Raw genomic sequence first — 25,655 nt, forward strand, 5'->3', positions numbered from 1 at the left:
CTTGATAGGGAATGAGTGCAAGGGATTGAGGAGCATTTCCCGGCTCCCTATATTTTCCTCCAGCGATGTGATCCCACATCCAGGCAAGCGCCTGAAATCACCCAGCTTGCGGAGAATAAGAAGATGCCCGAACCAAGCGCGACCTTTACCCATGCCCCCCGAGCTTCATCCCGTGACTATCGCCTGACCGGCCCCGAAGCTGCCCGCGCGGTGGAAAAGGGCCTGGCCTCGGGCCAATGGTATCAATCGCCGATACCGCGTAAACATCTCAAGGAACTGATGCAACGTCGCGACGGCCCGGCCTTGCGCGACACTGCGATCTGGCTGCTGGCACTGGTTGCGACGGGCTGGGGCGGCTACTGGTTCTGGGGTTCCTACCTGTGCATTCCGTTCTTCTTCGCCTATGGCGTGCTCTACGGCACGGCCGCCAATCCCCGTTGGCACGAAGCCGGTCATGGTACCGCCTTCAAGACCCGTTGGATGAACGATGCTGTCTATCAACTGGCGAGTTTCATGATCATGTTCGAGCCCCATGTCTGGCGCTGGAGCCATGCCCGGCATCACACCGATACCATCGTCGTCGGCCGTGATCCGGAGATCGTCGAGCCACGGCCGCCCAGCCTGCCGAAGATGTTCCTCAGCCTGTTTGCCCTGCCTCATGCCTACAAAACGTGGTGTTCGGTGGTGCGGCATGCCCTGGGACGGATGGACCCTCAGGAGAAGACCTTCATTCCCGAATCCGAGTGGCCCAAGGTGATTGCCTGTGCCCGTATCTGGCTGGTCATCTACGGCCTGACCGTGGGGGCTGCGTTGTACCTGCAGAGTGTGTTGCCCCTGATGTTCATCGGCTTGCCGACCCTGTACGGCGGCTGGCTGTCCTACCTGTTCGGCCTCTCGCAACACGTGGGGTTGGCCGAGGACACCCTGGACCACCGCAGCAATTGCCGCACGATCCATATGAATCTGCTGCTGCGTTTTATCTACCTGAACATGAACTATCACCTCGAGCACCATATGTACCCGATGGTGCCGTACCACGCCTTGCCACAGTTGCACGAGGCGATCCGCAACGATTGTCCGCCGCCTTACAGCAGCCTGTTCGCGGCGCTCAGGGAGGTACTCCCGACAGTCTGGCGCCAGCGCAAGGACCCGGGTTATTTCATTCAGCGGCCGGTCCCGCAGCCTGCACAGGCTCCAGCCCGGGCCTTGGCCACCAGCTGACGCCGGCCCCTTCCTTCATTCAGAACAACAAGAGAGATGGTCATGACAGATCAATGGATCGACGTATGCGCCGTGGACGATATCGATGAAGAAGATGTCATCCGCTTCGACCATGCCCAGCATAGCTATGCGGTCTACCGTTCGGCCGAGAGCGAGTTTTTCGCCACCGACGGCCTGTGCACCCACGAGTCCATTCACCTGGCCGATGGCCTGGTGATGGAGCATGTCATCGAATGCCCCAAGCACAATGGGCGCTTCGATTACCGCTCCGGCAAGGCCTTGGGGGCGCCGGTGTGCGTCAACCTCAAGACCTACCCGGTGCGGGTCGAGGCGGGCCGGGTGTTGTTGGCCATTGCCCACTGAGCGGACGGAGGTTCTGTCATGAATATTGGCAACGCTCCACTGGTCATCGTCGGCGCCGGACATGCGGGCGGCCGGGCCGCCTTGACCCTGCGCGACGAAGGTTACTCCGGACGCCTGATCCTGATCGGCGATGAAACTCATCCGCCCTACGAGCGTCCGCCGCTGTCCAAGGGCCTGCTGCTGGGAGCCCAGGCCCTGGGCGATTACAGCTTGAGCGACCGTTCGCAATTGGCCGGGCTGGAGATCGAGCACTTGTCGGGCACCACCGTGCAACACCTGGATACCCAGGGGCATCGATTGCAACTGGCCGACGGTGGCTGGCTGCCCTATGGCCGTCTGCTGCTGACCACCGGCGGTCGGGCGCGGCGGCTGCCCAATGTTCCCGAACACTGGCGCAATGTGCTTTACCTGCGGACCCACGATGAGGCTATGGCCTTGCGTGAGGGCTTACGTCCGGAGACACGGCTGGTGATTGTCGGCGGTGGATTTATCGGGCTTGAAGTCGCGGCCAGCGCCCGGGCCCTTGGCTGCCACGTGACTCTGCTCGAAGCCGGTCCGAGACTGGCCGCGCGGGTACTTCCCCAGCGCTTGTCCGAGGCTTTGCTGGCGTTGCATCGAAGCCAGGGCGTGGAGGTTCGTCTGGGGGTGGTGATCGAGGCGGTGGAGGGCGGCGAGCAGGCCGAGGCGGTGCGTCTGGTGGATGGCCGGCGCTTGCCTTGTGATCTGCTGCTGGTGGGCATCGGCATGCAACCCAATATTGAACTGGCCAGGGCTGCGGGTCTTGAAGTGGGGCAGGGGATTCGGGTCGATGCGCAATTGTGCAGCAGCGCGCCGGATGTCTTCGCCGCCGGGGATGTCTGCGAGTTCCGCCTGCATCCGCAAGGGGCTTTTCAGCGCCAGGAAACCTGGCGTAACGCCGAGGCCCAGGGCCGTCATGCCGCGCTCAATCTGCTGGGCGCCGAGTTGCCTTTCGAGAAGATTCCCGGTTTCTGGTCCGATCAGTACGACTGGGGACTGCAGACCGTCGGGGTGATTACCGGTAGCGAACCGAGTGTCAGCCGGACGCTTCCAGGGGGCGCTTTCCTGTTGTTCTACCTCGATGCAGAGCGGCGTTTGCAAGGGGCCTGCGCCTGGGGGCCGGGCAACAGCGTCGCCAAGGACATTAAGTTGTGCGAGCGCCTGATTGCCACTCGAGCGCCCCTGGATGCGCACCTTCTGGCCGATCCCGGCGTGCCTCTCAAACCCTTGCTGCGGAGTTGATATGCGTGAATTTCTGGTGTTTCAGTCGCTGTGGGCAATGCTCGATCACCGTGGCCAATGCGACCTGTCCCTGGAGGCGCAACTGGAGCGAATTGCCGCTGCCGGCTTTGATGGCGTCACCGATCATTTCTGGATCGGGCAACACGCGACTCGCCTGAGCGCCGCTGCCCGGGGGCTTGGTTTGCAGATCGAAGGCCAGGCCTTTCCACGCACGGTGGATGACTTGGCGGCGGCGCTGGAGGTTGCCAGCCGCCATGGCTGCCATCACCTCACCTTGCAGGCGGACGTGCGCCCGCGAACCCTGTCCCAGGCGGTCCACCTGATCGAGGGCTGGCAACGGTTGGCCGAGCAGGTGGATTTTCCGATTCTCCTGGAAACCCATCGTTACCGACTGACCAGTGACCTGTTGTTCACCCTCGACCTGCTCGCCGAGATGCCGGATCTCCAATTGCTGGCTGATCTGTCCCACTATGTCGTTGGTCGCGAACTGCCGGAGCCGGCCGCTGCCGAGGACGACCAGCAGATCCGGACGATCCTGCACCACAGTTGGGGCTTCCATGGTCGCGTGGCCAGTTGCGAGCAGGTCCAGGTGCCCTTGGGTTTTGCCCTGCATCAACCTTGGCTGGAGCGTTTCCTGGGTTGGTGGCGCTATGGGATCGAGGATTGGCTGAGCCGTCCGAATACCCCGGCCAGCCTGTCCTTCACTTGTGAGCTGGGGCCACCGCCGTACGCCATTACCGGAGCCGATGGGCTGGAGATCAGTAACCGTTGGGACGAGGCGCTGATGCTCAAGGAGCAGATACGTCGGGTGTGGAATGACAGCCTCCAGCCTCGGCACAATGCCCGTCGGCTCAACCTGTGAACCGGTGACAGCCAGGTAATCCGCCAGTCATTGTTTTGCGCTGACTCGATCAGTCGGCGCTCACCGAGTCAGCCGAACCATCACCCTTGAGCTCATCGGCAAACCGGCGCATCAGGCGCACCAGGTCTGCCACATCCTGGTCGTCCCAGGTTGCGAAAATGGCCTGCCCAAGCCTTTCACGTGCTTCATCGATCCGATCGGTCATCACCTTGCCTTTCTCGGTGATGACCGTTTCACGGACGCGGCGGTCGTTCGCGTTCGCCTGGCGGTCGACCAGGGCGAGGCTTTCCAGTTTCGCCACCTGCCGGCTGACCGTGGTGTAGTCGCGTCCCACGCGATCAGCCAACTCGACAACGCCGATAGGGCCTAGCCGTTCAACCAGGACCAGCAGCGGGAACAGTGCGCCTTCGAGGGAGATACCGGCTTCTCGAACCATCGCTTCGTCACGCTGTGGGCGGTTCATAACGCCCACAATCTCGACCAATGCCCCATGAAGCTCACGAATCCGAGTATTGATATGTGTATTTTGCACATTTTTTGTTGACACTATTTTCCCTCCGGGCTAACACTGATATGTGCAAATTACACATATTGAGGTCGAGATGAAAGCGCAGTGTGAAGTCGATGTACTGATCTGTGGTGCGGGGGCGGCGGGTCTGACGTTGGCGATTGACCTGGCGCGAAGGGGGATTTCCTTTCGCCTGATCGAGAAAATGGATGGCCCGTTCGGCGGTTCCCGTGGCAAGGGCATTCAACCCAGGACCCAGGAAGTGTTCGAGGATCTTGGCATTCTGGATCGGCTCGTCGCGGCGGGTGGGGAGTACCCGCTTCAACGGCATTACCGCGACGATGGCGGTTACAGCGATTCCGATCTTATGGAACCTAATGACACTACGCCGGGCGAGCCTTATCAACTGCCGCTGATGGTGCCGCAATTCCTCACCGAGGGCGTTATGCGCGAGCGTCTGCTTGAGCTGGGGCGGCAGCCTGAATTCGGTTGTGAGCTGGTCGCTTTCGAGCAGGACGCGGACGGCGTTACGGCGCAGCTTTCAGGCCCGAAGGGCGAACAGAGTCTGCGCGCGCGCTGGCTGGTGGGTGCCGATGGCGGTCGCAGTTTTGTGCGCAATGCCCTTGGCATCGGCTTCCCGGGCAAGACCCTGGGCGTTCGCGCCATCGTCGCCGATGTGCTGCTGACGGGGCTTGCGCGGGATGTCTGGCACTGTTTCAACGATGGCGACATGCAGCGGCAGCTTTTTCTTTGCCCGCTCGCCGGGACCGAAATGTTCCAGATACAGGGGCCAATTCCGCTCGACGTCGATGTCGACCTTGGCGTGCAAGGGCTGGCAGCCATGGTGGCGGAGCGTACAGGACGCGACGATATCCGGATCCAGTCCGTGTCCTGGGCATCGGCGTACAACATGAACGCTCGGCTGGCCGATCACTACCGCGTCGATCGGGTGTTCCTCGTCGGGGATGCCGCGCATATCCATCCGCCGACCGGTGGCCAGGGCCTCAATACCAGCGTGCAGGATGCCTACAATCTGGGTTGGAAGCTGGCGGCGGTGGCGCAGGGGGCGCCCGATACCTTGCTCGATACCTATGAGGAAGAACGTCGGCCTGTGGCGGCCGCGATGCTCGGGTTGGCAACCAGGCTGCTCGATGCCCAGACCCGAGGCCAGATGCGCCGTGGCCGGGAAGTGCACCAGCTCGATATCGGTTATCCCGAGTCCTCGCTTGCGCTGGGAAAGGCCATATCTGCCAGCGGCGTGGTCGCCGGCGACCGTGCCCCGGATGCCCCGGTCCGGGGGGCCGCCGGTCAATCGAGCCGACTGTTCGAACTGTTCCGAGGCGGGCATTGGACGCTGCTGGGCTATCAGGTCGAGCGTGGTTCGGTGCAACCACGCCCGGGCCTGCATATCCATGTTTTCGGTCCGCACGGTGACGTGTTCGACTCGGGAGGCCACTTTCACGACGCCTATCATCCGGCGGTCGGCGATTGGCTGCTGGTGCGGCCGGATGGCTACATTGGGGCGATTATCGCGTCCGGGGAGGAGGCGATGCTGGAGGCCTACCTTGAACAGGTCGGGCTCGGCAGCGCGGTCGCTGGTCAGGTCCCCGAGTTGCTGTCGATAAACTTCTCGTAATAGAGATGAAAGCCGTCGACATCCTGTTCGGTCAACCACGTTTTGACCGCCTCTATCATCGGCGGCGGACCACACAAGTAAATGTCGAATGGATTGGCGTTCATGGCCTGGCGATCAAAGTGTTCGGGAATTCGCCCTGTCTTGCCTGGCCATTCCGCCGCCGGCTGGCTGACCACCAGGTGATACTCGAAACCTTCGATGCGGGTTTGATAGTCCGCCAGGCGACTCAGTTCGCACAAATCAGTGTGCTGGTTGACGCCATAGAACAGCTTGATGGGGTGTTGGCATCCGCCCCTGTCGGCAATCTCGTCGAGCATGCCGAGAAACGCCGAAAGGCCCGTGCCGCCCGCCACCATCACCAGCGGCTTGTTGACCTCGCGCAGATAGAAACTGCCCAGCGGGGCCTCGAATTCCAGCGCTTGCCCAGGTTCACAACGTTCGCGGATAAAGTTGCTCATCACGCCATCCGGTAGCAGCCGGATAAGGAACTGCAGCTGATTGCCCGGGTTGGGCCGGTTGGCGAAGGAGTAGGAGCGCCAGGCATCGGTGCCGGGCACCTTCAGGCGCGCGTATTGGCCGGGCAGGAAGTCCAGCAAGCGCTCGCTGGAACTGGCGTCGACATGCAGGATTGCGGTGCTGCCGGAAACCTGCTCGACCTTGGCGATAACGGCCTGTATGCGCTGGGTGGCGCCGGCATTGCACAGGCTTGAATCGAAGTCGAAGTAAAAGGATGCCGCGGACTGCACGCGGGTCTGGCACGAAAGCATCCTGCCTTGCGCCAGGTCGGTTTCGCTGAACACTTCGTCGTCGACATAGTCCTGTGTGTACTGGCCGGATTCGCAGCGCCCCTGGCAGGTGCCACAGACACCTTCGCGACAATCCAGGGGAATGTTCACACCGTTGCGCAGGGCCGCATCGAGCAGCAATTCGTTGGCCTTGACCTCAAAAAACGAGGTCTTGCCATCGGCAAAATTGAAAGCCACTTTGTGGTTCATGGCGCGTACTCCGTGGCTTACAAATGGTAGAAATCGAGCACTGAATTGATCGTGTCGTTGAGCAGCAGCACATGCTTGCGGGTAATCTTCCAGCTCTCGCCGTCGGGCCGCAGGCGGTAGGTGGCGCGGCCGTAGAACTGCTCGGAAGTGGCCATGCGGTAGTACAGCGTCTGCCAGTTGACCCTGACCTCCAGCTCATCGTTTTCCAGCGCCGCGATGCGCACATTGTTGACCATGTGCAAGGTACGCGGCATCGGGATGGTCGAGGCGGCCTTGCCGGTGCGCAGGCGGAATACCCGATCTTCCAGGCCACCGCGGTTGGCGTAGTAGATCAGCGACATGCCTTTCTTCGGATCGGTGGTGTAGACGTGCTCCGAGTCCCATTGCGGCAGGTGGAACTCGCTGTCCTCGCTGAACAGCTCGAGGTAGGCGTCCCAGTCCTGGGCATCGCAGAGTTCGGCCTTGCGGTAAAGAAATTGCTCGACACGGTATTGCAGTTGCGAATTCATGCTTACACCTCGCGCAGTTGCAGGGGTTGTTCTTCGGCGGCCTTGCGCGCCAGGCCTTCGAGCAGGAAGCGCTGCCAGTTGCCGTGCTGGTTGACGTAGAGCCCTTCGTGGGTGAACTCGGTTCCGGTCAGGGCCGGTTCGATGCCGAGGGTTTCACTGTTGCGGGTCGGCCCGGTGACCCATTTGTCGTGGCCGCGGGAGATGTCACTCCAGCGCTCCAGGCGAGCCTGGAAGCCGCGTTGGGCTTCACGGAATTCCACCAGGTCGTCGGGGGTGCCGAGGCCGGAGACATTGAAAAAGTCTTCGAACTGGCGAATACGGTTTTCGCGATCGGCATCCGACTCGCCTTTGACTCCCAGGCAGAAGCTGTGGATCTCGGTCTTGTTCCAGGCCAGGGGACGAATGATCCGCAGCTGCGAGCTGATCTGGTCGAGGAAAAACATGCTCGGGTAGACGTTCAGGTTGCGCAGGCGATGCATCATCCACTCGGCCTTGTCCTGGCCATACTCTTCGATCAGGCGCGGCATGATCGTGGCGTAACCAGGGCGCACCGCCGGGTTGGGCATATCGCTGAACAGCAGGCTGTGGCCGTTGTTGAAGGAGAACCAGCCGTCGTCGGTCTCGGCATCGCCGGCGCCCAGTTTGCTGTAGTCCAGGGTGTCGCCCGAAGCGGTGCCTTTTTCGGCGTTGACCTGTTGGCGATGCTGCACCGTGGCGACGTAGTTGTAGTGCACGGTACTGACGTGATAACCGTCCAGGCCGTTTTCGTTCTGCAGCTTCCAGTTGCCGTCATAGGTGTAGGACGACTTGCCGGGCAGCACTTCCAGCTCGCCAGTGGCCGATTGCGCCACCATCATGTCGAAGAACACCTTGGCGTCGCCCAGGTAGTCTTGCAGGCTGTCGTTGCCGTCGACATCCAGGCTGACGAAGACAAAACCCTTGTAGCTTTCGATACGGGCTTTTTTCAGGCCGCGGGTGGCCTTGTCGAAACCCTCGGGGTACTCACCCGGCGCCTTGACCTTGACCAGGCGGCCATCGCTCTTGTAGCACCAGGCGTGGAAAGGGCAGGTGAAGGTCGACTGGTTGCCCTTGCCGACGCGGGTCAGGGTCGTGCCGCGATGCTGGCAGGCGTTGATCAGGGCGTTGAGGCGACCTTCGCCGTCACGGGTGATGATCAACGGCTGGCGACCGGCACGCATCGTCATGAAGTCGTGTTTGTGGGCGATCTCGCTTTCGTGACAGGCGTAGATCCAGTTCTTCTCGAAGATCAGTTCCATCTCGAGATCGAACAGTTCAGGCTCGGTGAACATTTCCCGGGCGATACGGTAGATGCCTTCCACCGGACGGAAGTCCAGGCAACCCTGGATGAAGGTCTGCCATTGGGCGACGCTTTTCGAATAATGCATGAGTCGGTACCTGTTTCATCGGGCGAATCGGTACCTGCATTTAAAGTGGCCGCCAGCCTTGCGGTCTATCCGCATAGTTGGCGAAGACAGTCCGGAAATTTTGTGGCCGGTAATCGCCCACTAAATATCGGAAACAAGGTCGTCTGCTCACGGGATGACACCCGCCGCCCGCCTATTATGTAACGATGACTTGGCGCGGGGATTGCTTCTATACCCGCGAACGTGCCGTCAGAGCGCGTACCGATAAAAGCCTTGTTGAGTAACGCCGATGAGTAGCAAACCCGAACATCATTTTCGAGACATCCATGCCGATCGCTTCGATCTGGCCGGCGCTCACTCATGGATGTCGGCTATCTGCGGCCCCCATTTGCTCTATGCGAGCAAACCCGACAGCATCCAGTTCCACCACAGTGGCAACGTGCTCAAATCGATGTCGACCACCCTGGGCATCATCGAGTACGGCACCGATGTCACGGTCGGCGTCACCGACGTCGACAGCTTCAACAGCTACAGCCTGAGCCTGCCCTTGAGCGGTGAGCAGGAACTGAGTAGGGGCGGGGTGCTGTTACGCTCTGATCGTGATCATGGCGTCATCGTTTCGCCTAACCAGAGCCAGCAATTGAGCATCACCGGCGACTGCCGCAAGCTGCAGGTGGTCATCACCCGCAGTGCCATGCGCAAGACCCTGGAAGACATGTTGCAGCATCCCTTGGACACCCCGCTGTGTTTCGAGCCCGAAATGGATGCGGTGACCGGGTCCGTTGCCTCGTGGTGGCGCACGGTCAGGCACTTTATCGAGGAAATGGAGCGCAGTGAGCTGTACGGCCAGCTGCTGTTCAATCGTGACCTGGAGAGCGCCTTGCTCAAGGGCCTGATCCTGTCCCAGCCGCACAACTACTCCACCGAGCTGCGCGAACGTCTGGGCATCAAGCTGCCGCACTACCTGGTTCGCGCCAAGGACTTCATTCATGCCCATGCCCGTGACGCGCTGAACCTCGACGATATCGAGGCCGCCGCCGGGGTGTCGCGTTTCAAGTTATTCGAAGATTTCAGGAAGTACTTCGAAATGTCGCCCATGGCTTACCTGAAGAAATACCGCCTGATGGGTGTCCGCCAGGAAATCCTTGAAGATCGCTCGGCCCACAATATCTCGGTGATCGCGATGGGCTGGGGGTTCAGCCATCTGGGGCGGTTTTCCTGCGAATACCGCAAGCTGTTCGATGAGACGCCGAGCATGACCCTGCAGCGGGTCGATGCCCGGCGTGACAGGTCCTTGTAAGGGGCTCCGGCAATAGGCTCCGTGTCGGGTGTCAGGCCCCGATGGATTTCGGATCAGTGGCACCGCCCCAAGGGGTTCGACATGCTTGAGGTCAAACAGTAAGGCTCGCCTACACACATAGACTGAAACCTTTGATTGCCAGGCGGGTGGTCGATGGCACTGGATATTTCTTCTGTACTGCTGCGAGACTTGAGAGGCCAGCCAGCGGATAACCGCTGAATCACAGTGGCCAGCTTGGGAGTCTGTAGATTGTCAGTAGAACCTAATGCCATGGGCGGCAAGCCTGACTCCGCATGGTCGGTGTTCCTGGTGTTCTTGCGCCTGGGGCTGACCTCTTTCGGCGGTCCGATTGCGCATCTGGGCTATTTTCGCGAGGCGTTCGTGGTTCGACGCCAATGGCTCAGCGAGCAGAGTTATGTCGATCTGGTCGCCTTGTGCCAGTTTCTTCCAGGGCCCGCCAGTAGCCAGGTCGGCATTGGCGTGGGGCTTTCACGTGCCGGGCTTCGGGGGGCTGTCGCTGCGTGGGCCGGGTTCACCTTGCCGTCAGCTATCGTCCTGGTTCTGTTCGCCCAGGGGATGTCCATCTGGGGAAGTGCATTGCCCAGTGGCCTGCTGCACGGCCTCAAGATCGTCGCGGTGGCCGTGGTGGCTCAAGCGGTCTGGGGCATGGCGCGCAATCTTTGCACCGATGTGCCTCGGGTGACCATTGCCGCCTTCGCTGCCTGCGCCGCCTTGCTGTGGCCCAATGCCTGGGGGCAGATCGGAGTGATCGTCTGCAGCGCTGTCATCGGTTTGCTGCTGTTCAAACCGGCTCAAGGTCGGGCGGCGGAGTCTTTGCCGATCTCGGTCAGTCGCAAAGCCGGGCTGATTTCGCTGGTGCTGTTCTTCGCCCTCTTGGTTGGCTTGCCGTTGGCGATCGAGGTCTGGCCTTCACCCTGGCTTGCCATGGTGAACGCCTTCTACCGTGCCGGTTCCTTGGTCTTTGGCGGCGGGCACGTGGTGCTGCCGTTGCTGCAGGCGGCCACGGTACCCAATGGTTGGGTCGCCAATGATACGTTTCTCGCCGGCTATGGCCTGGCGCAGGCGGTTCCGGGCCCGCTCCTGACCTTTTCGGCTTTTCTCGGGGCCTCCATGAGCGTCCAGCCTTCGGGTTGGGCTGGCGCGACGCTGTGCCTCATCGCTATTTTCGTGCCTTCGTTCCTGCTGGTGATCGGTGTGTTGCCATTCTGGGAGCGCCTGCGGCACAGCGTGCGCACCCGGTCGGCGCTTGCCGGGGTTAACGCGGGGGTGGTCGGGTTGCTCCTGGCGGCCTTGTACAACCCGGTCTGGAGCAGCGCAATATTCAAGCCTCAGGACTTCGGCCTGGCGCTGCTGGCCCTGGTCGCCCTGATGTTCTGGAAGGTCCCGCCGTGGTTGGTCGTCCTCGGCTGTGGCTTGCTCGGATGGCTGCTAAGCGTTGTATAGGATGGCGGTGACGCTGCCGTTACCCAGATGGCTGGCTCGCTCAATAGCGCAAACTCTCCTGGCGCAGTCGCGCGAAGCGCTCAAGGGACGAGGCATCGAGCGCTTGCGCCGCGTCCGCTGCCGCGCCGTCGTGGATCGCTTGCCACACCGCTTGTGAACCGACCGACGCCCGGGTCGCCGCCAGATCGAAGGTGTCGGGGTAGAGCGCGTGCAGGGTGGCGAGCAGCGTCAAGCCGAGGCTGGCGACGGGACGCGGAGCGGCGGTGGTGTCGCGCACGATGCTGACGCCATGACAGAGTTGACCGCGCCAGGTCGACTCGGTGGGGACGAAATCGATCTTTTCGAAATGCATGCCTGTATCCAGTGCATTCAGCCTGTCTGCCAGTCGGCCGGCGTCGATCCAGGGGGCGCCTATCCATTCGAATGGATGTGCTGTGCCGCGTCCGACACTCAAATTCGCACCTTCGAGCAAGCCGACTTCCGGGTACAGGTCCAGTTGCGGCAGCGTGCGCAGGTTCGGTGAGAGCGGCACCCAGCCCAGGCCTGTGTCGGCGAAGGTCATGGAGCGGCGGTAGCCTTGCATCGGTACGACGCGCAGGTCCGCGCCGATCTGCTTGTTGTGGTTGAACAGACTTGCCAGTTCGCCGACGGTCATGCCGGGGAGCAGCGGAAGCGGGAAATAACCGGTGAAAGAGGTGTGGCGGCTGTCCAGCAGCGGCCCGCCGAAGCGCTGCCCGCCGAGTGGATCGGGCCGGTCCAGGACAAACAGCGGTATGCCTCGTGCCGCCGCGGCTTCGAGTGCGTAGCCCAATGTGGTCTCGTAGGTGAAGAAACGCACGCCGGCATCCTGGATATCGAAGACCAGCGCATCCAGCCCCTGGAGCGAGCCGGCCGGGAAGCGCTGTGTCGCACCGTAGAGGCTATGGACGGTGAGACCCGTGGCGCTGTCGAGGGTGTCGCCGACCCGCTCGTCGAGATCGGTGTTCAGCCCGTGCTCCGGCGAGAACAGTGCTGTCAGCCTGACGCCTGGCGCATGGGCGAGCACGTCGACGGTGCGCCGGCCGTTGGCGTCGAAGCCGCTGCGATTGGTGATCAGGCCCACGCGCAGGCCGGCCAGTGCTGCAAACTGCTGCGCCTCCAGTACGTCGATACCGGTCCGCACCGGGCCGGTCGAGGTGGGCAACTGAGTGGCGGCCTGCAACGCCGGCCATGCCGACGGCTGCAATCGAGCGATTTGCGCGGTGCTGGTCGGTGTCGCCCGGCTGGCCAGCAGCGCGAGCAATTGGGCACGCAGCGGGCGCGCGTCACCGCGATCATTCGGATGCACGCGGTTGCTCAGGATGACGATGAACTGGTGTGTCTGGGGATCGATCCACAGACCCGTGCCGGTATATCCGGTGTGGCCGAGCATGCCAATGGGCGGTAGACGATCACGATTCGGTACCAAGGGGGCGGCCAGTTCCCAGCCGAGTCCGCGCCACGGCGGGCTCGCGAGGGGCGAGGCGGCCGTGGCGAGTGCGCTAATGCTCTGCGGTCGCAGGATCGGCGTGCTGCCCACGCGTCCGTCGTTCAGCAGCATCTGCGCGAAGCGGGCGAGGTCGTCCGCCGTGGAAAACAGCCCGGCATTGCCGGAGACACCACCCATCCATTGGGCGGTCGGATCGTGCACGCGGCCCTGGCGCATGCCGGCCTTGTCCGGGGTTGTCGGGGCACTGCGTGCCGCTCGCCCGACGTCCGGGAGAAAGAGCGTGTCGCGCATGCCGAGCGGAGCAAAGATATAAGCTTGGCAATAGGCATCGAGCGAACGGTGGCTGATCCGCTCGACCAGTTCGCCGAGGACCACGAAATTCAGGTCGCTGTAGATGACCCGTTCACCGGGTGCGCTGCGCGGAGACTCTGCGGCGATGGCCTTCAATACGCCTTCGCGGCCGGGCTGAGCGGGGCGTGCGGGCAGGTCCGCGCGTAGCCCGGAGGTGTGCGCCAGCAGGTTACGCACGCTCACTGTGTCCTTGCCGTGGGCCGCAAAGGCCGGCCAATAGTGTGCAACGGGGGCATCCAGGTCGAGGCGGCCGGTTTCGGCCAGTTGCATGATCGCCGTGGTGGTGGCGATGACTTTGGTCAGGGAGGCGAGGTCGAACTCGGTGTCCAGCGTCATCGGCTCAGGGGCCGGTAGTGTGGCGCGCTGTCCAAAGGCCTGGCGGTAGAACACATGGCTGGCGTCCCCGATCAGCACGACGGCCCCCGGGATACGCCCGGCGGCGATCTGCCCCTCGACGATCCGTGCGGCTTGCAGGCGAGCGGCCGCATCGAGGTCGGCGGCCCCGGCGATCTGTATTGTTGCCAGGCCGGCGAGGAGCACCGAGCCTTTCAGTGCCCCGATCAACGTTGCGGCAAATCGGCGGCGGCGTAGTGATTGTGCGGGTTCCATAACATCCATCCATCGCTGTCGGCGGCGTCGGCGGCCTTTATCTGGGCACTGATCGCGGCGGCGTCAAATACGCGATGATCGAAGGCATAATCGCGAAAGGCTTGCAGCCACGGGCGAAAACGCACGCCTGGCAGGTGGGTGCGCTTCACGGCCTCCGCCAGGGAGCGCCTGACGATCTGGCCGGGATCGGTGACCGGGTTGCTCAGCCCCGGCAGTCCCCAGGTGAAACCGGATGGGTAGAGCATCGGCGAAATATAGTCCAGCGGTGCGCCGAGGGTTTCGAGTTGCTGGCCGATGGCGGTGTCGTCGAGATTCCAGCAAACATAGCCGAAGATGTCGGCGGAGACGAATACGTTGTAGGGTGCCAGTCGCGCGCGGGCGGCTTGCAGGAAACCGACGATCGCCGCTGTCCGGTTGCCCCGGGTATTCGGCTGGGCAAAGTGTAATCCGCCCTTGTCGGGAAAGCGCACATAGTCGAACTGAACTTCATCGAAGCCCATTTGTGCTGCCTCCTCGGCGATATCGAGATTGTGCTGCCAGACGTCGTGGGAAAACGGGTCCATCCATTGCAGCTTTTCGTTATCACGCCATGGCGCGCCTTGCGTGGTGTGCACGCTCCATTCCGGATGCGCGCTGGCGAGCGGGTCGTCCTTGAACACCACGATGCGCGCGATCAGGTACAAGTGTTGCGCATGCAGCCTGGCCAGCAGTGCCGGAAAGTCCTGTACCTGCGGTGCGCGCTCGGCCAGATGGGCGGTGGCGCCACTCTTCTCGCGGGCCGCGCTGTGATAGGGCGTCAGGCCGCGATCGCCCTTGACGTCGATTACCAAGGCATTGATGACCGTGCTCTGGGACAGGCTGACGGCTTGGTTGCGCAGGCTCGCGCTGGTCACGCCGAATACCGACAGATAGACCGCTTTCGGACGAAATGGGGTCAATAGGAGGGTGATGGGCGTTTCGTCGGACACCTGGGCTTGCGCACGCAGGTACCCGGGCGCGCGAGCTCCGACGCTCGTGGCCGCCTGGGCGGTCTCGAAGCGCCCGTGCTCATCGGTGCGGGTGACGCCGGCCGAGGTGGTGATGATTGCGCCGACCAGTGGCTCCTGCGTGCTTGAGTCGAGCACGACGCCGCTCACGGCCAGGGCTTCCTGGCCTGTCAGCAGGGTGGCGACGGTGAGCAGTAGCGCAATCGCGTATCGCCTTGAGGAACGGAGGGTCATGGTGTGTTCCCCGTTGCGGGTGTCGTCGGGGTATCCGGTTCGCCGAGCAGGCGGGCGAACGCCTTGGCGCCATAGGCATCGATCATCAGGAAGCGCGGCAGTGCCAGCAGCCGTGCGTGGCGGTCGGTCTTGCGGGCGTCGAGGGTGAAGGCGGCCACGTAGTGCTCTTCGGCGGCCAGTGCGAGCAATTCGTCGTCGTAGATGCCGTAAGGCCAGGCGAGCATGTCGATAGACGCGCCCGTTTGAGCCTCGAGACGGCGACGTGAATTGTCCAGTTGCGTGCGGACGAACTGCTGGAAGTCGGCGGGCGTACGCTGTTTGCGCTCGACCTTGAAATTGGGATGCCAGTAGGTGTGCGACTGGATGTCGAACAGCCCGCTCTGCTTCAGGGTCCGCAATTGCTCCCAGGTCAGCGCATAGGAAGCGTTCGAGATCGCCGATGGATAGATGAACAGCGTGACCGCAAAGCGATCGCGCAACACAATGGGTAGCAGTTTTTCGAAGACCGAACGATGCCCGTCGTCCACCGTGATCACCACCGGCTTCGGCGGCAGCGTCGCATGGGGATCGCGCAGCCAGTCGACCACCTCACGCAGCGGCACGATCTGGTAGCCACGCTCGTGCAGAACCTGTAACTGGGCTTCGAAGGTGCTCATGCGCACGGTCATCGAGTCGTCCGCCGTTTCCGAGAAACGGTGGTAAACCAGAATCGCGACACGGGGTTCCGCGGGCGGTGTGACGCCGTCCGTGCCCCAGGCCAGTGCGCAGAGACCCGCCAGCACGACACACACCATGAATTTACCGCACATCTGAGCGCTCCTGCGCAAGTCACGCTCACTCGCGTCATCCGTCTCGCGAATGCGAGGCGGATTCAGTGTGTGTCGAGTCCGGCCGCGTCCATATGATGAAAGTCAAAGCCGTGTGACATGGCACTGTCCGGAGTGCTGACTTGATCTATATCAAGGTTAGCTCATCGTTGCCGCGCGACTGTGTGAAAGGACACTATCGGAGGTCTACGTTCATGAATATCGATGAGGCGATTTCGGGCCGTCGCTCGATACGCGAATACACCACGCAAGCCGTTGACGAACCGCTTATTCAGCGCTTGATCAATGCCGCCATCCAGGCGCCCAGCGCGGTCAACCAGCAACCGTGGACGTTCACGGTGATACGTGATCAGGCGTTGCTGGATCGGATCTCTCGCGAGGCCAAGGCCCATATGCTCGCGACCATGCCCGCGGGAACCCTGTCCGAGCACTTCCATTCGGTGCTTAATGATGCGGATTTCCAGATCTTCTATCAGGCACCGGTGCTCATCCTGATTTCGGGGAGCACCCAAGGCCAGTGGATGGTCGAAGATTGCGCATTGGCTGCCGAGAACCTGATGCTCGCCGCCTATGCCGAGGGGCTCGGCAGTTGCTGGATCGGGTTTGCCCAGCGTTTTCTCGATACGCCGGAGGGGAAGAGCCTGCTGGGTCTTCCCGCCGAATGGTTGCCGGTTGCGCCGATCATCCTGGGGCATCCCAAGTCCGTGCCGGCCCCGGTCCAGCGCAACGAGGCGCAGATCCGCTGGATTGGCTGAACCGGGCGATCAGACCGTTGCTCCTACTTGGGCGCGGGGGGTGTCGCCGGCACCATCCGCCAGCCTTCAGGACACTCGCGCACATAGGGGTAGTAGCCCTTGGCTGACGGACAGTAATACCAGTTTGCCGCAGAGGGCGTCGCAGGCGCGGTGACCACCGGCGGTGCTGCGATCACCACCGAGGGCGGGATATCCGGGTAGTAGTACTCAGGGACCGGGTAGTAGTAGACCGGATAAGCCGGAGCGTAATACGGGCCGCTGAGACGTCCCGCCTCCCAACCCAGGCCCAGGCCAAGCGCCAGCCCCCACCAACCCGCGCCGCCTCGATAACCGCCTCCGCGCGGTGCGGCGCTGGCCGGTACCGCGAGACTGGTAGCGATCACAAGCATGCCCACGAGAACGCAACGTTTTACCGAATCGATATTCATGATCTCTGTCCAATAATGGAACGTTCAGTGGCGCTTATTGTTCGACGGTTTCGTCGCGGTCTTCTTCCTGCGCCGGGGTGAGCGATTGCATGGGCATCTGCCAACCATCGGCGGCGGAGGCCCGGTGGTGCATCACTGTCCAGAACAGATCGAAAATGGTCTTCTGTTCGGCGGCCAAGGTGTCGTAGAAGGCCTGGGTACGCACCTGCGCCGCATCCAGGCGTACCAGGTGGGCCTGCATCCACTGGGTCTGGGCGCGCAGGCGCTCTATGCCCCTGGCCATTCTTTCCGGCGTGGTCTGGTCAACCAGTGCCTTCGGGGCGGCGGCGTCCTTTTCACCTTCGCCGTTGTCCTTTTTCAGTTGCTCCTTGGCATCGGCCAGGACCCCTGACGACCAGGTCTCCCAGGCCGGCAATTGCTCCGCTTTCAGATTCAGTTTGCCTTTGAGATCGTCAAGGGTCAGTTGGGTATGTTTGATCCAGTCGAACTCCGAATGGAGTTTGAACATCCCCCCTGACGCTGGCATTTGTGGATTCGCCATGACCTGGGTGGAGGGCAACAGAAAAGCGCTGGCTGCCACCAACAAGCATTGAGCGATCAAACCTGACTTTTTCATCTTCAGCCCCTGCCGGTACCGTGATTGTCAGGTCGAGCATAGGAGTGGCGCACGGGGGGGAATCTGATCTATGTCAGAAGACCCCGAGTGCCTTGATGAATGTTTTCTCAGCGCGCCAATCCGGGATAAAGCCTGGCCGCCAGCAGTAAAAGCAGGGCGAAAACCGACAGCATTACCGCAAAGCTCGTACTCAAGGCATACACACTGTTGCCGCCGACAATCATGCCGCCGCGCAAGGCATCCACCAGGTAGGTCAGTGGGTTGCAGACCGCGACAACTTTCAGCCAACCGGGCATCAGCTCCAGCGGGTAAATGGCGTTCGAGGCAAAGAACAGCGGCATGGTCAGGACCTGGCCGATCCCCATGAAGCGCTCCCGGGTCTTGACGATGCAGGCAATCACCAGGGAAAAGGTCGAGAAAATACACGAGCCGACGAACACCCCCGCGGCAACGGTGAGGATCGGCAGCAGCTCCCAGCGGATTTCGACTTTCAAGGCGATGGCCACCAGATAGACCACGATCGCCTGTACCAGCCCGCGCAGGCCGGCGGCAAAGGCCTTGCCCATGATCAGGGCGCTACGATGCGCCGGGGTCACCAGAAGCTTGTGGACGATACCCAGGTCACGCTCCCAGATAATGGCGATGCCGTAGAAAATGGCGCTGAACAGAATGCTTTGCGCCAGGATGCCCGGCGCCATGTAATCCAGGTAGCGCAGGTTGCCCGTGGGGATGCCGCGTACCTGGCTGAAAACCTGCCCGAATATCGCCAGCCACAGCACCGGCTGGACGGCTCGCGACAGCAACTCGGTGGGGTCGCGAATCAGCTTGCGCACCTCGGCATTGCAGACCGCGAATGTCTCATTGAGGTAATCGAACAGGCTCATCATCCCAACCTCTGAGCGACATCGCGGCTCTCGCGAGTACCGCGATAGTTGCCGCCCTGCTCAATACTGACGCCACTGAAGTAAACGAACACATCGTCCAGGCTGGCCTGCTTGCCCACCTGCGCCTTGAGTTCAGCGGGTTTGCCGACGACGGCCAGGCGCCCCTGGTGAAGAATCGCCAGCTCGTCGCAAAGCACGTCGGCTTCCTCCATGTCGTGGGTGGTGATCAGGATGGTGGTGCCTTTGCTCTGGCGCAATTGCAGCAAGCGTTCCCATACGGTCCGGCGGGCGATGGGGTCGAGGCCGATGGTCGGTTCATCGAGGAACAGGACTTGTGGGTAGTGCAGCGTGGCCTGGGCGATTTCAAGGCGGCGAATCATGCCGCCGGAGTAGGTCCGGACCAATTTCGATGCGGTCTCTTCAAGCCCGGCGAACGCCAGCGCCTCTTTCACCCGCGCCTGCCTTTTGGCGCCGCGCAGGCCTTGCAAACGGGCCGACAGGTTCAAGTTTTCAATGGCGGTCAATGCTCCGTCAGCCGAAAGCATCTGTGGCACATAGCCGATATGGCGGCGGACCTCGATCGGTCGACGGGCAATATCAAAACCGGCCACCGTTGCCGAGCCGGAGGTGGGGTCGAGCAGGGTGGTCAGCATCTTGATAACGGTGCTCTTGCCGGCGCCATTGGGACCCAGCAGGCCGAAGATACAGCCATGGGGCACTTGCAGGTCCAAACCTTCGAGCGCCACGAAGTGGTCGAAGCATTTGCGCAAGGCCTTGGTGGAAATGGCTGGGGACTCAAGGGTGTCGGTCATGGTGCGAGGACTCTGCGAAGAGGTCATGGATCAATGGCGGCATCAGCCTGGAGAGCCGGTGACAACCGACAACCTGATGCTCGACCTGCCATGTCATTGAGCTTGAACTTCGGGTTTCGGACTTGATGAAAATCAAGTCCGGAGCCTGACGGCGGCCTCGAGGGCTATTTGTTCTTCCAGTATTTCTGCATTTCGAGAAACAGAAACGAGGCGGTCCAGGAAATCAGCACCAGGCCGGTCAGGCCCTGCAGCCCGGTCAGGTACTTGAGGTGGCCGACGGGGGAGATGTCGCCGAAACCGATCGTGGTGTAGGTGGTGAAGGAAAAGTACACGCAGTCCATGAACGAGCCATCGAAGTTGCCCTCCAGGCTTCCCCATTTGCCGGAACTGACCATCAGGTAATAGACCAGGGCGAAGCACCAGACTTCCGCCGCGTGGGCCACCAGCGCGCCGAATACCCCGATGACAATCCTGAAACGATTCGAGAGCTTGAGTCGGGGCAGCCAGTCGTTCAGCCGTAACAGGCACTCGTAGTGGATCACCACGACGACGATGACGGCCAGTGTATTGATCAGGGTGACTGCCAGCATGGCCGGCCTCCAGCAATGGAAGAAAAATGATCGCCTACCATCCTCGGGCCTGGTACCGATCAGTGCTTTCTACCCTGGGGCGACGAAAAATCATTGAGCTAAATCAACAGTGCTTTTTGTAGACCGATAGATGGCCATTTGTTGATAAAGATCAGGGGGCATTGGCAAGGGCGCCAGATACTTGCCACACCCTCTAGAGTTTCCAACGGAGCCCCGGGAAAGCGCGCCGTCACAACCGATGTACCCAAGGCTGGCAAACACCGCGTAGCCATTTCCATACCTTGGCCTGCCGGGCAGGAGAGATCATGAGTACCACTCCAGTCGTTTCTACAACGCATCCGGCGATCGTTTCAAACGGCCTGAGCAAATGGTTTGGCGAAGGCAATGCGCGCATGCAGGCGGTCAACCAGGTATCACTGGTCGCCGGGTTTGGCGAGATGGTGTTTATCGTCGGTCCTTCCGGGAGTGGCAAGACCACGTTTCTCAGCATGATCTCCGGCATCCTGCGCCCCGATGCCGGCACGGTGACCATCAATGGCCAGGATATCTGGAGCCTGGGCACTGACCAATTGGCCGAGCTGCGCCTCAATAACATTGGCTTCGTGTTTCAGGACTATCACCTCTTCGCGCGCTTGACCGCCGCCGAGAATGTGGCGATTCCGCTGATTCTCCAGCATCACGACTGGGACGATGCCATTGTCCGGGCTCGGCGCAGCCTGGAAGTGGTCGGCCTCAAGGATCGCGGGGATATTCTGCCGGTCAAGCTGTCCGGCGGCGAACAACAACGGGTGGCCATTGCCCGGGCGATTGTCGGCGAACCACAGATTCTGATCTTCGACGAGCCGACCGCGTCCCTCGATGGCGATACCGGGAAAATGATCATCGCCTTCGTCAAGACCCATATCCTCAACCAGCAGCGGTGCATCCTGATCGTCACCCACGATGCGCGGATCAACGAGTACGCCGATCGCATCATTCACATGGAAGACGGGCGCATCACCGAACTGGAACGGGTCGCCTCATGAAAAACCGTCTGCTGTTCGGTGTGGCCGTACTCGGTGTCCTGGCCGGCCTGGTGGCCGCCTATCTGTTTGGGCGCACTCCACAGACGCCGCCGCCGGTCTTCGCCCCGGCGAGCAGTCCCTATGAGACCGCGATTTATGCCAACGGCATTATCGAGAGTGAACAGTCCGGCGGCTCCGACATCGTGATTTACCCGCAGGTGGCCGGGCCAGTGACGCAACTGTTGGTGCACGAGGGGCAGAAGGTGACCCTGGGGATGCCGTTGGTGACCCTTGACGATGCCGTGCCCAGGGCCAATTTCGAGTTGGCACAGGCCAATCTGAGCACTGCCCGGGACCAGTACAACAAGCGTCTGGCCTCCTACGGCATGGACCCCAAGTCGATCAGCAAGGATACCCTCGATACCGCCAGGGACACGGCGGCCCAGGCCCAGGCGGCGTTGAAGGCCGCGGCGGCGACGCTGGCGCAGTATGCGATCAAGGCGCCCGCGAATGGGGTGGTGTTGGCCATCAACAGCACCGTCGGCAGCTATGTGTCGTCCCAGGGCGCCTATAACACCTACACCGAGGGTTTCACGCCGTTGCTGGTCATGAGTTCCGAGCAGGATCATCTGGCCGTGCGCTGTTACATCGACGAGATCCTGATTGCCCGCTTGCCGGCGCCTGAACATATCCGCGCGCAGATGCAGATCCATGGCACGGAGATCAAGGTGCCGCTGGAGTTCGTGCGGGTGCAGCCCTATGTTTCGCCGAAAATCGAGTTGTCCGATCAGCGCCAGGAGAAAGTCGACCTGAGGGTCTTGCCGGTGATTTTCCGCTTTGAGAAAAAAGACCTCCCGATGGTGTACCCGGGGCAGTTGGTGGATGTTTTCATAGGGCAGAAATAATGGACCAGTCGCGCGTGTTTCGCCCGATGCGGCCCTGTGGCCGCTGGCTGGTCCTCAGCTTGTTGACGCTGACCAGCGCTTGCACCCTCGGTCCGGATTTCTCACGTCCGGCGGCCCCGGCACAGGAGGGTTATATTCGCGATCCGATCAGCGCCACCGTGGCCGCCCAAGGGCAGGCGCAGCGCTTTTTGCCGGGGGCCGAGGTCGCGCCTGACTGGTGGCGGCTGTTCCAGTCCGCTTCGCTGGATGCGGTGGTCCATCAGGCGATTGCCAACAACATGACCCTGCGGGCAGCCGAGGCCAGCTTGCGGCAAAGCCAGGATACGCTCATGGCCGGCTATGGGGTTTTCTACCCGCACCTGGACGTGCACGCGGGCGCCGATCGTGAGCGCAGCGCACCCATCCAGCAAGGACTGGGTACCAAGGGCTCGATCTTCAATGTCGTGACCTTGAGTGGCACGATCAGCTACACCCTGGATATTTTCGGCGGCGAACGTCGAACCGTGGAAGGCCTGCAGGCCCAGGTCGATCATCAGGCCTGGCTGACCCAGGCGGCTTACCTCACCTTGACCGCCAATGTCGTCAATGCCGCCATTGCTCGCGCGGCTTATGCCGCGCAGATCCAGGCCACCGAACAACTGATCGAACTGCAAAAGCAGCAGTTGCAAACCACCCAGGTGCAGGTACGCAGTGGTACGACGCCGTATTCGGCGATCCTCAGCTTGCAAAGCCTGATCGCCAGCAACGAGGCGCTGTTGCCGGCCCTGCGGCAGAAAGTCAGCCAGGCCGAGCATTTGCTGGCCACCCTGGAAGGCGTTGTACCGTCCGAAGTCAAACTCCCGGACATCCAGTTGAGCGGGCTGTCGTTACCCAAGGATCTCCCCGTCAGCCTGCCTTCGGTATTGGTCCGCCAGCGCCCGGACATCCTCTCCGCCGAAGCACAGCTGCACCAGGCCAGCGCCGCTATCGGCGTGGCTACGGCGGCGATGTTTCCCAGCTTCAGCCTGACTGGCACCTATGGCACTGCCGGATCAAGCCCCGGATCATTGTTCGCCGGTGCCGGGCGTTTCTGGAGTGTCGGGCCGTCGATCGATATCCCGCTGTTCCAGGGTGGCAGCCTGTGGTTTGGCCGCAAGGCCGCGATCGATGCCTATCAGCAGGCCGCGGCGGGTTATCGGGAAGTGGTGCTGGAATCTTTCGCCCAGGTCGCCGATACCCTCAAGGCACTGGAGTTCGATGCCCAGGCCTTGCAAAAGCAAGCCGAAGCCCAGGCCGCCTCCGCAGAGGCCTTGCGGTTGTTGCAAGCCAACTATCGCTCGGGCCTGGTGACCTATCTGGATCTGCTGGCCGCCGATGTGCAACTGCATCAGGTCAACATCGCCTATTTGCAGGCGCTTGCCCAACGTCATCAGGACACCGTCGGCCTGTTCGTTGCCCTGGGGGGCGGCTGGTGGAACCGAGTCGACGCCACCGGCAGCAGGCCCGGCCCATGAAACACTTCGGCATTCTGCGCATAGGTTTCAAACTCCTGGTCAATGACCGCTCCAAGTTTTCCGCGTTGCTGGTGGGTATTACCTTTTCGGTATTCCTGATGATGCAGATGACGGCGATGTTTGCCGGGATCCTCAACCGGGCCTACTCGACGGTGACCAATATCGGTGCGGCGATGTGGATCCTGGACCCGGCCGTGAACACCCCGACCAGCGTCATCCCGCTGCCGGATTACCTGCTTGATGCAGTGCGCAGCATGGACCAGGTCCGCTATGCCGTGCCGATTTTCATCGGCGGCGCCCAGGTCCGGCTGGCCAGCGGCACTTACCAGTCTGTCAGTGTGATCGGCCTGGATGACACCAGCCTGTTCGGCCGGCCGTTACTGGAGCAGGGGGCCATCGAGGATATCTACGCCGAAAACGCGTTCATCATGGTCCACGATGCCGAGTTTTCGAAGCTGGAGAACCCAAGGATAGGTACCGCCTTCGAGCTCAATGATCATCGCGGCACCATTGTCGGCATTGCCAAGGTCCTCACCAGCGGCCTGACCGGGGTGCCGACGCTCTACACCACCTACCGGCGCGCCATCGAATACCTGCCGACCACCCGGTTCACCATCTCCTATATCCTCCTGGATCCCCGCGATGAAGCGGCCGTGAGCCAGATCAAGCAACAGGTCTCGAAGTTGGGGTACATCGCCCTGACCAAGGACGAGTTCAACCAGCGCATCGCCAATTACTACATCTATCAGACCGGGGTAGGCACCAATATCCTGATGATGACAGTCATCAGCTTTCTGGTCGGTCTGTCGATTTCCGGCCAGACCTTCTACACCTTTATCCTGGAAAACCTGGACAAGTTTGCCGCCCTCAAGGCCATTGGCGCCAAGAGCCGTGAACTGATCTACATGATCCTGTTCATGGCCACGTTCACGGCGATGACCGGTTATGGACTGGGCATCGGCCTGGTCACGCTGATGATCTCCGTGGCGCGCTCCAACCTGCCCAACTACGCGGCCATCATCACGTTCTGGAACCTCGGGCTGGCCTTCGTCATGGTGCTCCTGATCGCCGGGGTCTCCAGCTATGTGGGTATCCGCAAGGTCCTGAGAATCGAGCCTTTCGATATTTTCAGAGGGTGATGACAACTCGCTGGAGCGCATCGTGATCCTGCTCGGTTGCTGGCCAGGGGGTCAGCACGATTGCCCCCTTGACCGCTCCCGCCCTGAGTTGCGCCAAGGCCTGGTTGGCCTCGGCCAGGGGAAAAACCGTGACGTCGCAATGTACCGGTGTACGGCGGATTTCGTCGAAAAATGCCGTGCCGTCGTCGCGCGTGAGATTGGCTACCGAGCGTATGCAGCGTTCGCCCCACAGTAGCCGATAGGGAAAACCTGGCACATCGCTCATATGAATACCGGCGCAGATCACACAGCCCCCGCGGACCGTGGAGGCCAGCGCTTGTGGGACCAACGGACCGACCGGGGCAAAGATCAGGCTCGCATCCAGCAGATGGGGGGACGGCTGGTCCGAAGGGCCCGCCCAGGTCGCGCCGAGTGCACGAGCGTAAGCCTGGCCTTCGGTGTCTCCGGGCCGGGTGAAGGCATAGACTTGCTGTCCCCGGCCCAGCGCCACCTGGATTGCCAGATGGGCCGCCGCGCCGAAGCCGTAGAGACCCAGGTGTTGCGCCGTGCCGGCCAGGCGCAGGGCGCGAAAGCCGATCAAGCCGGCGCAGAGCAGGGGCGCGGCTTCAGTCGCGCTCATGCCTTCGGGCAGGGCAAAGCAGAATCGGGCGTCGGCCACGGTGTATTGCGCATAGCCGCCGTCCAGATGACAGCCGGTGAATTGCGCTTGCTCGCAGAGATTTTCCCGGCCCGAGCGGCAGAATTCGCATTCCCCGCATGTCCAGCCCAACCAGGGCACGCCGACCCGCTGGCCGACCCAGTTGGAGGCGACATCGCTGCCGACAGCGATCACTTCACCGACGATTTCATGCCCGGGCACCCTGGGCAGCACCGCCTGGGGCAGTTCTCCGTCCAGCAGATGCAGATCCGTGCGGCACACGCCACAGGCCAGTACCTTGATCAGCAGTTGCCCTTGCAGGGGATGCGGAATCTGCCGTTCCTCCGATTGCAGGGGCTGGCCGGGGGCGTGCAGGACCATGGCATGCATGACGAATCTCCTGAAGCAGTGATG

Annotated in this window: 25 protein-coding genes; 12 read left to right on the forward strand and 13 right to left on the reverse strand. The window is 61.8% G+C overall.

Translation table 11 applies throughout. From position 1 onward, the window contains the following. Positions 1–123: 123 nt before the first annotated feature. The 4 genes from M5C71_RS00360 to M5C71_RS00375 are packed head-to-tail and all read left to right on the forward strand — an operon-like array spanning position 124 to position 3,706. A complete protein-coding gene (locus M5C71_RS00360) occupies positions 124–1,221 on the forward strand; it encodes a fatty acid desaturase family protein (protein WP_248766981.1) in 1,098 nt (365 codons plus the stop codon). Between the two features lie 42 nt (positions 1,222–1,263). After that, positions 1,264–1,584, forward strand: a complete 321-nt coding sequence (locus tag M5C71_RS00365; protein WP_103494329.1) for a MocE family 2Fe-2S type ferredoxin — start codon at positions 1,264–1,266, stop codon at positions 1,582–1,584. A gap of 18 nt (positions 1,585–1,602) precedes the next feature. After that, complete coding sequence (locus M5C71_RS00370) at positions 1,603–2,844, forward strand: FAD-dependent oxidoreductase (RefSeq protein WP_248766982.1); 1,242 nt, start codon at positions 1,603–1,605, stop codon at positions 2,842–2,844. 1 nt (position 2,845) lies between these two features. Then, positions 2,846–3,706, forward strand: a complete 861-nt coding sequence (locus M5C71_RS00375) for a sugar phosphate isomerase/epimerase (RefSeq protein WP_248766983.1) — start codon at positions 2,846–2,848, stop codon at positions 3,704–3,706. 49 nt (positions 3,707–3,755) lie between these two features. On the opposite strand, the gene M5C71_RS00380 is transcribed toward M5C71_RS00375, so the two are convergent. Beyond that, the gene (locus M5C71_RS00380) at positions 3,756–4,169 is read right to left on the reverse strand and encodes a MarR family winged helix-turn-helix transcriptional regulator (protein WP_248766984.1); all 414 of its coding nucleotides are present in this window, start codon (positions 4,167–4,169) and stop codon (positions 3,756–3,758) included. Between the two features lie 139 nt (positions 4,170–4,308). Here M5C71_RS00380 and M5C71_RS00385 point away from each other — a divergent pair, with 139 nt between their 5' ends. Continuing rightward, positions 4,309–5,850, forward strand: a complete 1,542-nt coding sequence (locus tag M5C71_RS00385) for an FAD-dependent oxidoreductase (RefSeq protein WP_248766985.1) — start codon at positions 4,309–4,311, stop codon at positions 5,848–5,850. Here the strand turns inward: M5C71_RS00385 and antC are convergent. The 3 genes from antC to antA are packed head-to-tail and all read right to left on the reverse strand — an operon-like array spanning position 5,814 to position 8,760. Then, the gene (gene antC, locus M5C71_RS00390; RefSeq protein ID WP_248766986.1) at positions 5,814–6,845 is read right to left on the reverse strand and encodes an anthranilate 1,2-dioxygenase electron transfer component AntC; all 1,032 of its coding nucleotides are present in this window, start codon (positions 6,843–6,845) and stop codon (positions 5,814–5,816) included. The two genes, M5C71_RS00385 and antC, sit on opposite strands and share 37 nt — an antisense overlap. Positions 6,846–6,862: 17 nt before the next feature. Further along, positions 6,863–7,354 (reverse strand): anthranilate 1,2-dioxygenase small subunit, encoded by a 492-nt coding sequence (gene antB, locus M5C71_RS00395; RefSeq protein ID WP_248766987.1) that lies wholly within the window; start codon positions 7,352–7,354, stop codon positions 6,863–6,865. 2 nt (positions 7,355–7,356) lie between these two features. Then, positions 7,357–8,760, reverse strand: coding sequence for an anthranilate 1,2-dioxygenase large subunit (antA, locus tag M5C71_RS00400; protein ID WP_103494336.1), 1,404 nt, complete (start codon positions 8,758–8,760; stop codon positions 7,357–7,359). 268 nt (positions 8,761–9,028) lie between these two features. Here antA and M5C71_RS00405 point away from each other — a divergent pair, with 268 nt between their 5' ends. Both M5C71_RS00405 and chrA read left to right on the forward strand, forming a co-directional pair. After that, positions 9,029–10,039: an AraC family transcriptional regulator gene (locus tag M5C71_RS00405; RefSeq protein ID WP_103494337.1), complete on the forward strand. Its 1,011-nt coding sequence runs from the start codon at positions 9,029–9,031 to the stop codon at positions 10,037–10,039. Positions 10,040–10,309: 270 nt separating this feature from the next. Then, positions 10,310–11,503, forward strand: a complete 1,194-nt coding sequence (gene chrA / locus M5C71_RS00410; RefSeq protein ID WP_152740899.1) for a chromate efflux transporter — start codon at positions 10,310–10,312, stop codon at positions 11,501–11,503. A gap of 40 nt (positions 11,504–11,543) precedes the next feature. On the opposite strand, the gene M5C71_RS00415 is transcribed toward chrA, so the two are convergent. The 3 genes from M5C71_RS00415 to M5C71_RS00425 are packed head-to-tail and all read right to left on the reverse strand — an operon-like array spanning position 11,544 to position 15,960. Further along, on the reverse strand, positions 11,544–13,931 hold the full coding sequence (locus M5C71_RS00415; protein WP_248766988.1) for a serine hydrolase: 2,388 nt from the start codon (positions 13,929–13,931) through the stop codon (positions 11,544–11,546). Beyond that, the gene (locus M5C71_RS00420; RefSeq protein WP_248766989.1) at positions 13,883–15,151 is read right to left on the reverse strand and encodes a putative glycoside hydrolase; all 1,269 of its coding nucleotides are present in this window, start codon (positions 15,149–15,151) and stop codon (positions 13,883–13,885) included. The genes M5C71_RS00415 and M5C71_RS00420 overlap by 49 nt, the downstream gene beginning before the upstream one ends. Beyond that, the gene (locus M5C71_RS00425) at positions 15,148–15,960 is read right to left on the reverse strand and encodes a polysaccharide deacetylase family protein (RefSeq protein WP_248766990.1); all 813 of its coding nucleotides are present in this window, start codon (positions 15,958–15,960) and stop codon (positions 15,148–15,150) included. The genes M5C71_RS00420 and M5C71_RS00425 overlap by 4 nt, the downstream gene beginning before the upstream one ends. A gap of 212 nt (positions 15,961–16,172) precedes the next feature. Between M5C71_RS00425 and M5C71_RS00430 the strand changes: the two genes are divergently transcribed. After that, a complete protein-coding gene (locus tag M5C71_RS00430; protein WP_103494342.1) occupies positions 16,173–16,733 on the forward strand; it encodes a nitroreductase family protein in 561 nt (186 codons plus the stop codon). Positions 16,734–16,756: 23 nt separating this feature from the next. Here M5C71_RS00430 and M5C71_RS00435 read toward each other — a convergent pair whose 3' ends face one another. The 5 genes from M5C71_RS00435 to M5C71_RS00455 form a co-directional block, all read right to left on the reverse strand. Continuing rightward, positions 16,757–17,161 (reverse strand): hypothetical protein, encoded by a 405-nt coding sequence (locus M5C71_RS00435; RefSeq protein ID WP_103494343.1) that lies wholly within the window; start codon positions 17,159–17,161, stop codon positions 16,757–16,759. A gap of 34 nt (positions 17,162–17,195) precedes the next feature. After that, positions 17,196–17,777: a Spy/CpxP family protein refolding chaperone gene (locus tag M5C71_RS00440; protein WP_103494344.1), complete on the reverse strand. Its 582-nt coding sequence runs from the start codon at positions 17,775–17,777 to the stop codon at positions 17,196–17,198. Between the two features lie 107 nt (positions 17,778–17,884). Further along, entirely contained in the window at positions 17,885–18,661 is a 777-nt protein-coding gene (locus M5C71_RS00445; RefSeq protein WP_248764382.1) for an ABC transporter permease, read from the reverse strand. Then, on the reverse strand, positions 18,661–19,473 hold the full coding sequence (locus M5C71_RS00450; RefSeq protein ID WP_152740858.1) for an ATP-binding cassette domain-containing protein: 813 nt from the start codon (positions 19,471–19,473) through the stop codon (positions 18,661–18,663). The genes M5C71_RS00445 and M5C71_RS00450 overlap by 1 nt, the downstream gene beginning before the upstream one ends. A gap of 164 nt (positions 19,474–19,637) precedes the next feature. Beyond that, complete coding sequence (locus M5C71_RS00455; RefSeq protein WP_103494345.1) at positions 19,638–20,063, reverse strand: potassium channel family protein; 426 nt, start codon at positions 20,061–20,063, stop codon at positions 19,638–19,640. Positions 20,064–20,368: 305 nt separating this feature from the next. Here M5C71_RS00455 and M5C71_RS00460 point away from each other — a divergent pair, with 305 nt between their 5' ends. Genes M5C71_RS00460 through M5C71_RS00475 form a run of 4 tightly spaced genes read left to right on the forward strand, consistent with a single transcriptional unit; the run spans position 20,369 to position 24,604 of the window. Further along, positions 20,369–21,088: an ABC transporter ATP-binding protein gene (locus tag M5C71_RS00460; protein WP_248766991.1), complete on the forward strand. Its 720-nt coding sequence runs from the start codon at positions 20,369–20,371 to the stop codon at positions 21,086–21,088. After that, a complete protein-coding gene (locus tag M5C71_RS00465; RefSeq protein ID WP_152740859.1) occupies positions 21,085–21,972 on the forward strand; it encodes an efflux RND transporter periplasmic adaptor subunit in 888 nt (295 codons plus the stop codon). Before M5C71_RS00460 ends, M5C71_RS00465 begins: the two co-directional genes overlap by 4 nt. After that, on the forward strand, positions 21,972–23,465 hold the full coding sequence (locus M5C71_RS00470) for an efflux transporter outer membrane subunit (RefSeq protein ID WP_248766992.1): 1,494 nt from the start codon (positions 21,972–21,974) through the stop codon (positions 23,463–23,465). Before M5C71_RS00465 ends, M5C71_RS00470 begins: the two co-directional genes overlap by 1 nt. Further along, positions 23,462–24,604: an ABC transporter permease gene (locus M5C71_RS00475; RefSeq protein WP_152740861.1), complete on the forward strand. Its 1,143-nt coding sequence runs from the start codon at positions 23,462–23,464 to the stop codon at positions 24,602–24,604. The genes M5C71_RS00470 and M5C71_RS00475 overlap by 4 nt, the downstream gene beginning before the upstream one ends. Here the strand turns inward: M5C71_RS00475 and M5C71_RS00480 are convergent. Continuing rightward, positions 24,594–25,631 carry a zinc-dependent alcohol dehydrogenase family protein gene (locus M5C71_RS00480; protein ID WP_248766993.1) on the reverse strand — a complete coding sequence of 346 codons (1,038 nt, stop codon included), beginning with the start codon at positions 25,629–25,631 and terminating at the stop codon, positions 24,594–24,596. The genes M5C71_RS00475 and M5C71_RS00480 overlap by 11 nt on opposite strands. Positions 25,632–25,655: the final 24 nt, after the last annotated feature.

This window comes from Pseudomonas sp. MWU12-2345 (genome assembly GCF_023242385.1).
In the GTDB taxonomy this organism is placed as follows: Bacteria; Pseudomonadota; Gammaproteobacteria; order Pseudomonadales; family Pseudomonadaceae; genus Aquipseudomonas; species Aquipseudomonas gingeri_D.

Coding starts and splice junctions, on each gene's coding strand:
- M5C71_RS00450 (WP_152740858.1), bottom strand. CDS start 19,473: ATGACCGACACCCTTGAGTCCCCAGCCATTTCCACCAAGGCCTTGCGC.
- M5C71_RS00415 (WP_248766988.1), bottom strand. CDS start 13,931: ATGGAACCCGCACAATCACTACGCCGCCGCCGATTTGCCGCAACGTTG.
- antB (WP_248766987.1), bottom strand. CDS start 7,354: ATGAATTCGCAACTGCAATACCGTGTCGAGCAATTTCTTTACCGCAAG.
- M5C71_RS00360 (WP_248766981.1), top strand. CDS start 124: ATGCCCGAACCAAGCGCGACCTTTACCCATGCCCCCCGAGCTTCATCC.
- M5C71_RS00440 (WP_103494344.1), bottom strand. CDS start 17,777: ATGAAAAAGTCAGGTTTGATCGCTCAATGCTTGTTGGTGGCAGCCAGC.
- M5C71_RS00430 (WP_103494342.1), top strand. CDS start 16,173: ATGAATATCGATGAGGCGATTTCGGGCCGTCGCTCGATACGCGAATAC.
- M5C71_RS00475 (WP_152740861.1), top strand. CDS start 23,462: ATGAAACACTTCGGCATTCTGCGCATAGGTTTCAAACTCCTGGTCAAT.
- M5C71_RS00435 (WP_103494343.1), bottom strand. CDS start 17,161: ATGAATATCGATTCGGTAAAACGTTGCGTTCTCGTGGGCATGCTTGTG.
- M5C71_RS00425 (WP_248766990.1), bottom strand. CDS start 15,960: ATGTGCGGTAAATTCATGGTGTGTGTCGTGCTGGCGGGTCTCTGCGCA.
- M5C71_RS00460 (WP_248766991.1), top strand. CDS start 20,369: ATGAGTACCACTCCAGTCGTTTCTACAACGCATCCGGCGATCGTTTCA.
- antA (WP_103494336.1), bottom strand. CDS start 8,760: ATGCATTATTCGAAAAGCGTCGCCCAATGGCAGACCTTCATCCAGGGT.
- M5C71_RS00385 (WP_248766985.1), top strand. CDS start 4,309: ATGAAAGCGCAGTGTGAAGTCGATGTACTGATCTGTGGTGCGGGGGCG.
- M5C71_RS00420 (WP_248766989.1), bottom strand. CDS start 15,151: ATGACCCTCCGTTCCTCAAGGCGATACGCGATTGCGCTACTGCTCACC.
- M5C71_RS00380 (WP_248766984.1), bottom strand. CDS start 4,169: ATGAACCGCCCACAGCGTGACGAAGCGATGGTTCGAGAAGCCGGTATC.
- M5C71_RS00455 (WP_103494345.1), bottom strand. CDS start 20,063: ATGCTGGCAGTCACCCTGATCAATACACTGGCCGTCATCGTCGTCGTG.
- M5C71_RS00365 (WP_103494329.1), top strand. CDS start 1,264: ATGACAGATCAATGGATCGACGTATGCGCCGTGGACGATATCGATGAA.
- M5C71_RS00465 (WP_152740859.1), top strand. CDS start 21,085: ATGAAAAACCGTCTGCTGTTCGGTGTGGCCGTACTCGGTGTCCTGGCC.
- M5C71_RS00405 (WP_103494337.1), top strand. CDS start 9,029: ATGAGTAGCAAACCCGAACATCATTTTCGAGACATCCATGCCGATCGC.
- M5C71_RS00445 (WP_248764382.1), bottom strand. CDS start 18,661: ATGAGCCTGTTCGATTACCTCAATGAGACATTCGCGGTCTGCAATGCC.
- M5C71_RS00370 (WP_248766982.1), top strand. CDS start 1,603: ATGAATATTGGCAACGCTCCACTGGTCATCGTCGGCGCCGGACATGCG.
- antC (WP_248766986.1), bottom strand. CDS start 6,845: ATGAACCACAAAGTGGCTTTCAATTTTGCCGATGGCAAGACCTCGTTT.
- M5C71_RS00470 (WP_248766992.1), top strand. CDS start 21,972: ATGGACCAGTCGCGCGTGTTTCGCCCGATGCGGCCCTGTGGCCGCTGG.
- chrA (WP_152740899.1), top strand. CDS start 10,310: ATGGGCGGCAAGCCTGACTCCGCATGGTCGGTGTTCCTGGTGTTCTTG.
- M5C71_RS00375 (WP_248766983.1), top strand. CDS start 2,846: ATGCGTGAATTTCTGGTGTTTCAGTCGCTGTGGGCAATGCTCGATCAC.
- M5C71_RS00480 (WP_248766993.1), bottom strand. CDS start 25,631: ATGCATGCCATGGTCCTGCACGCCCCCGGCCAGCCCCTGCAATCGGAG.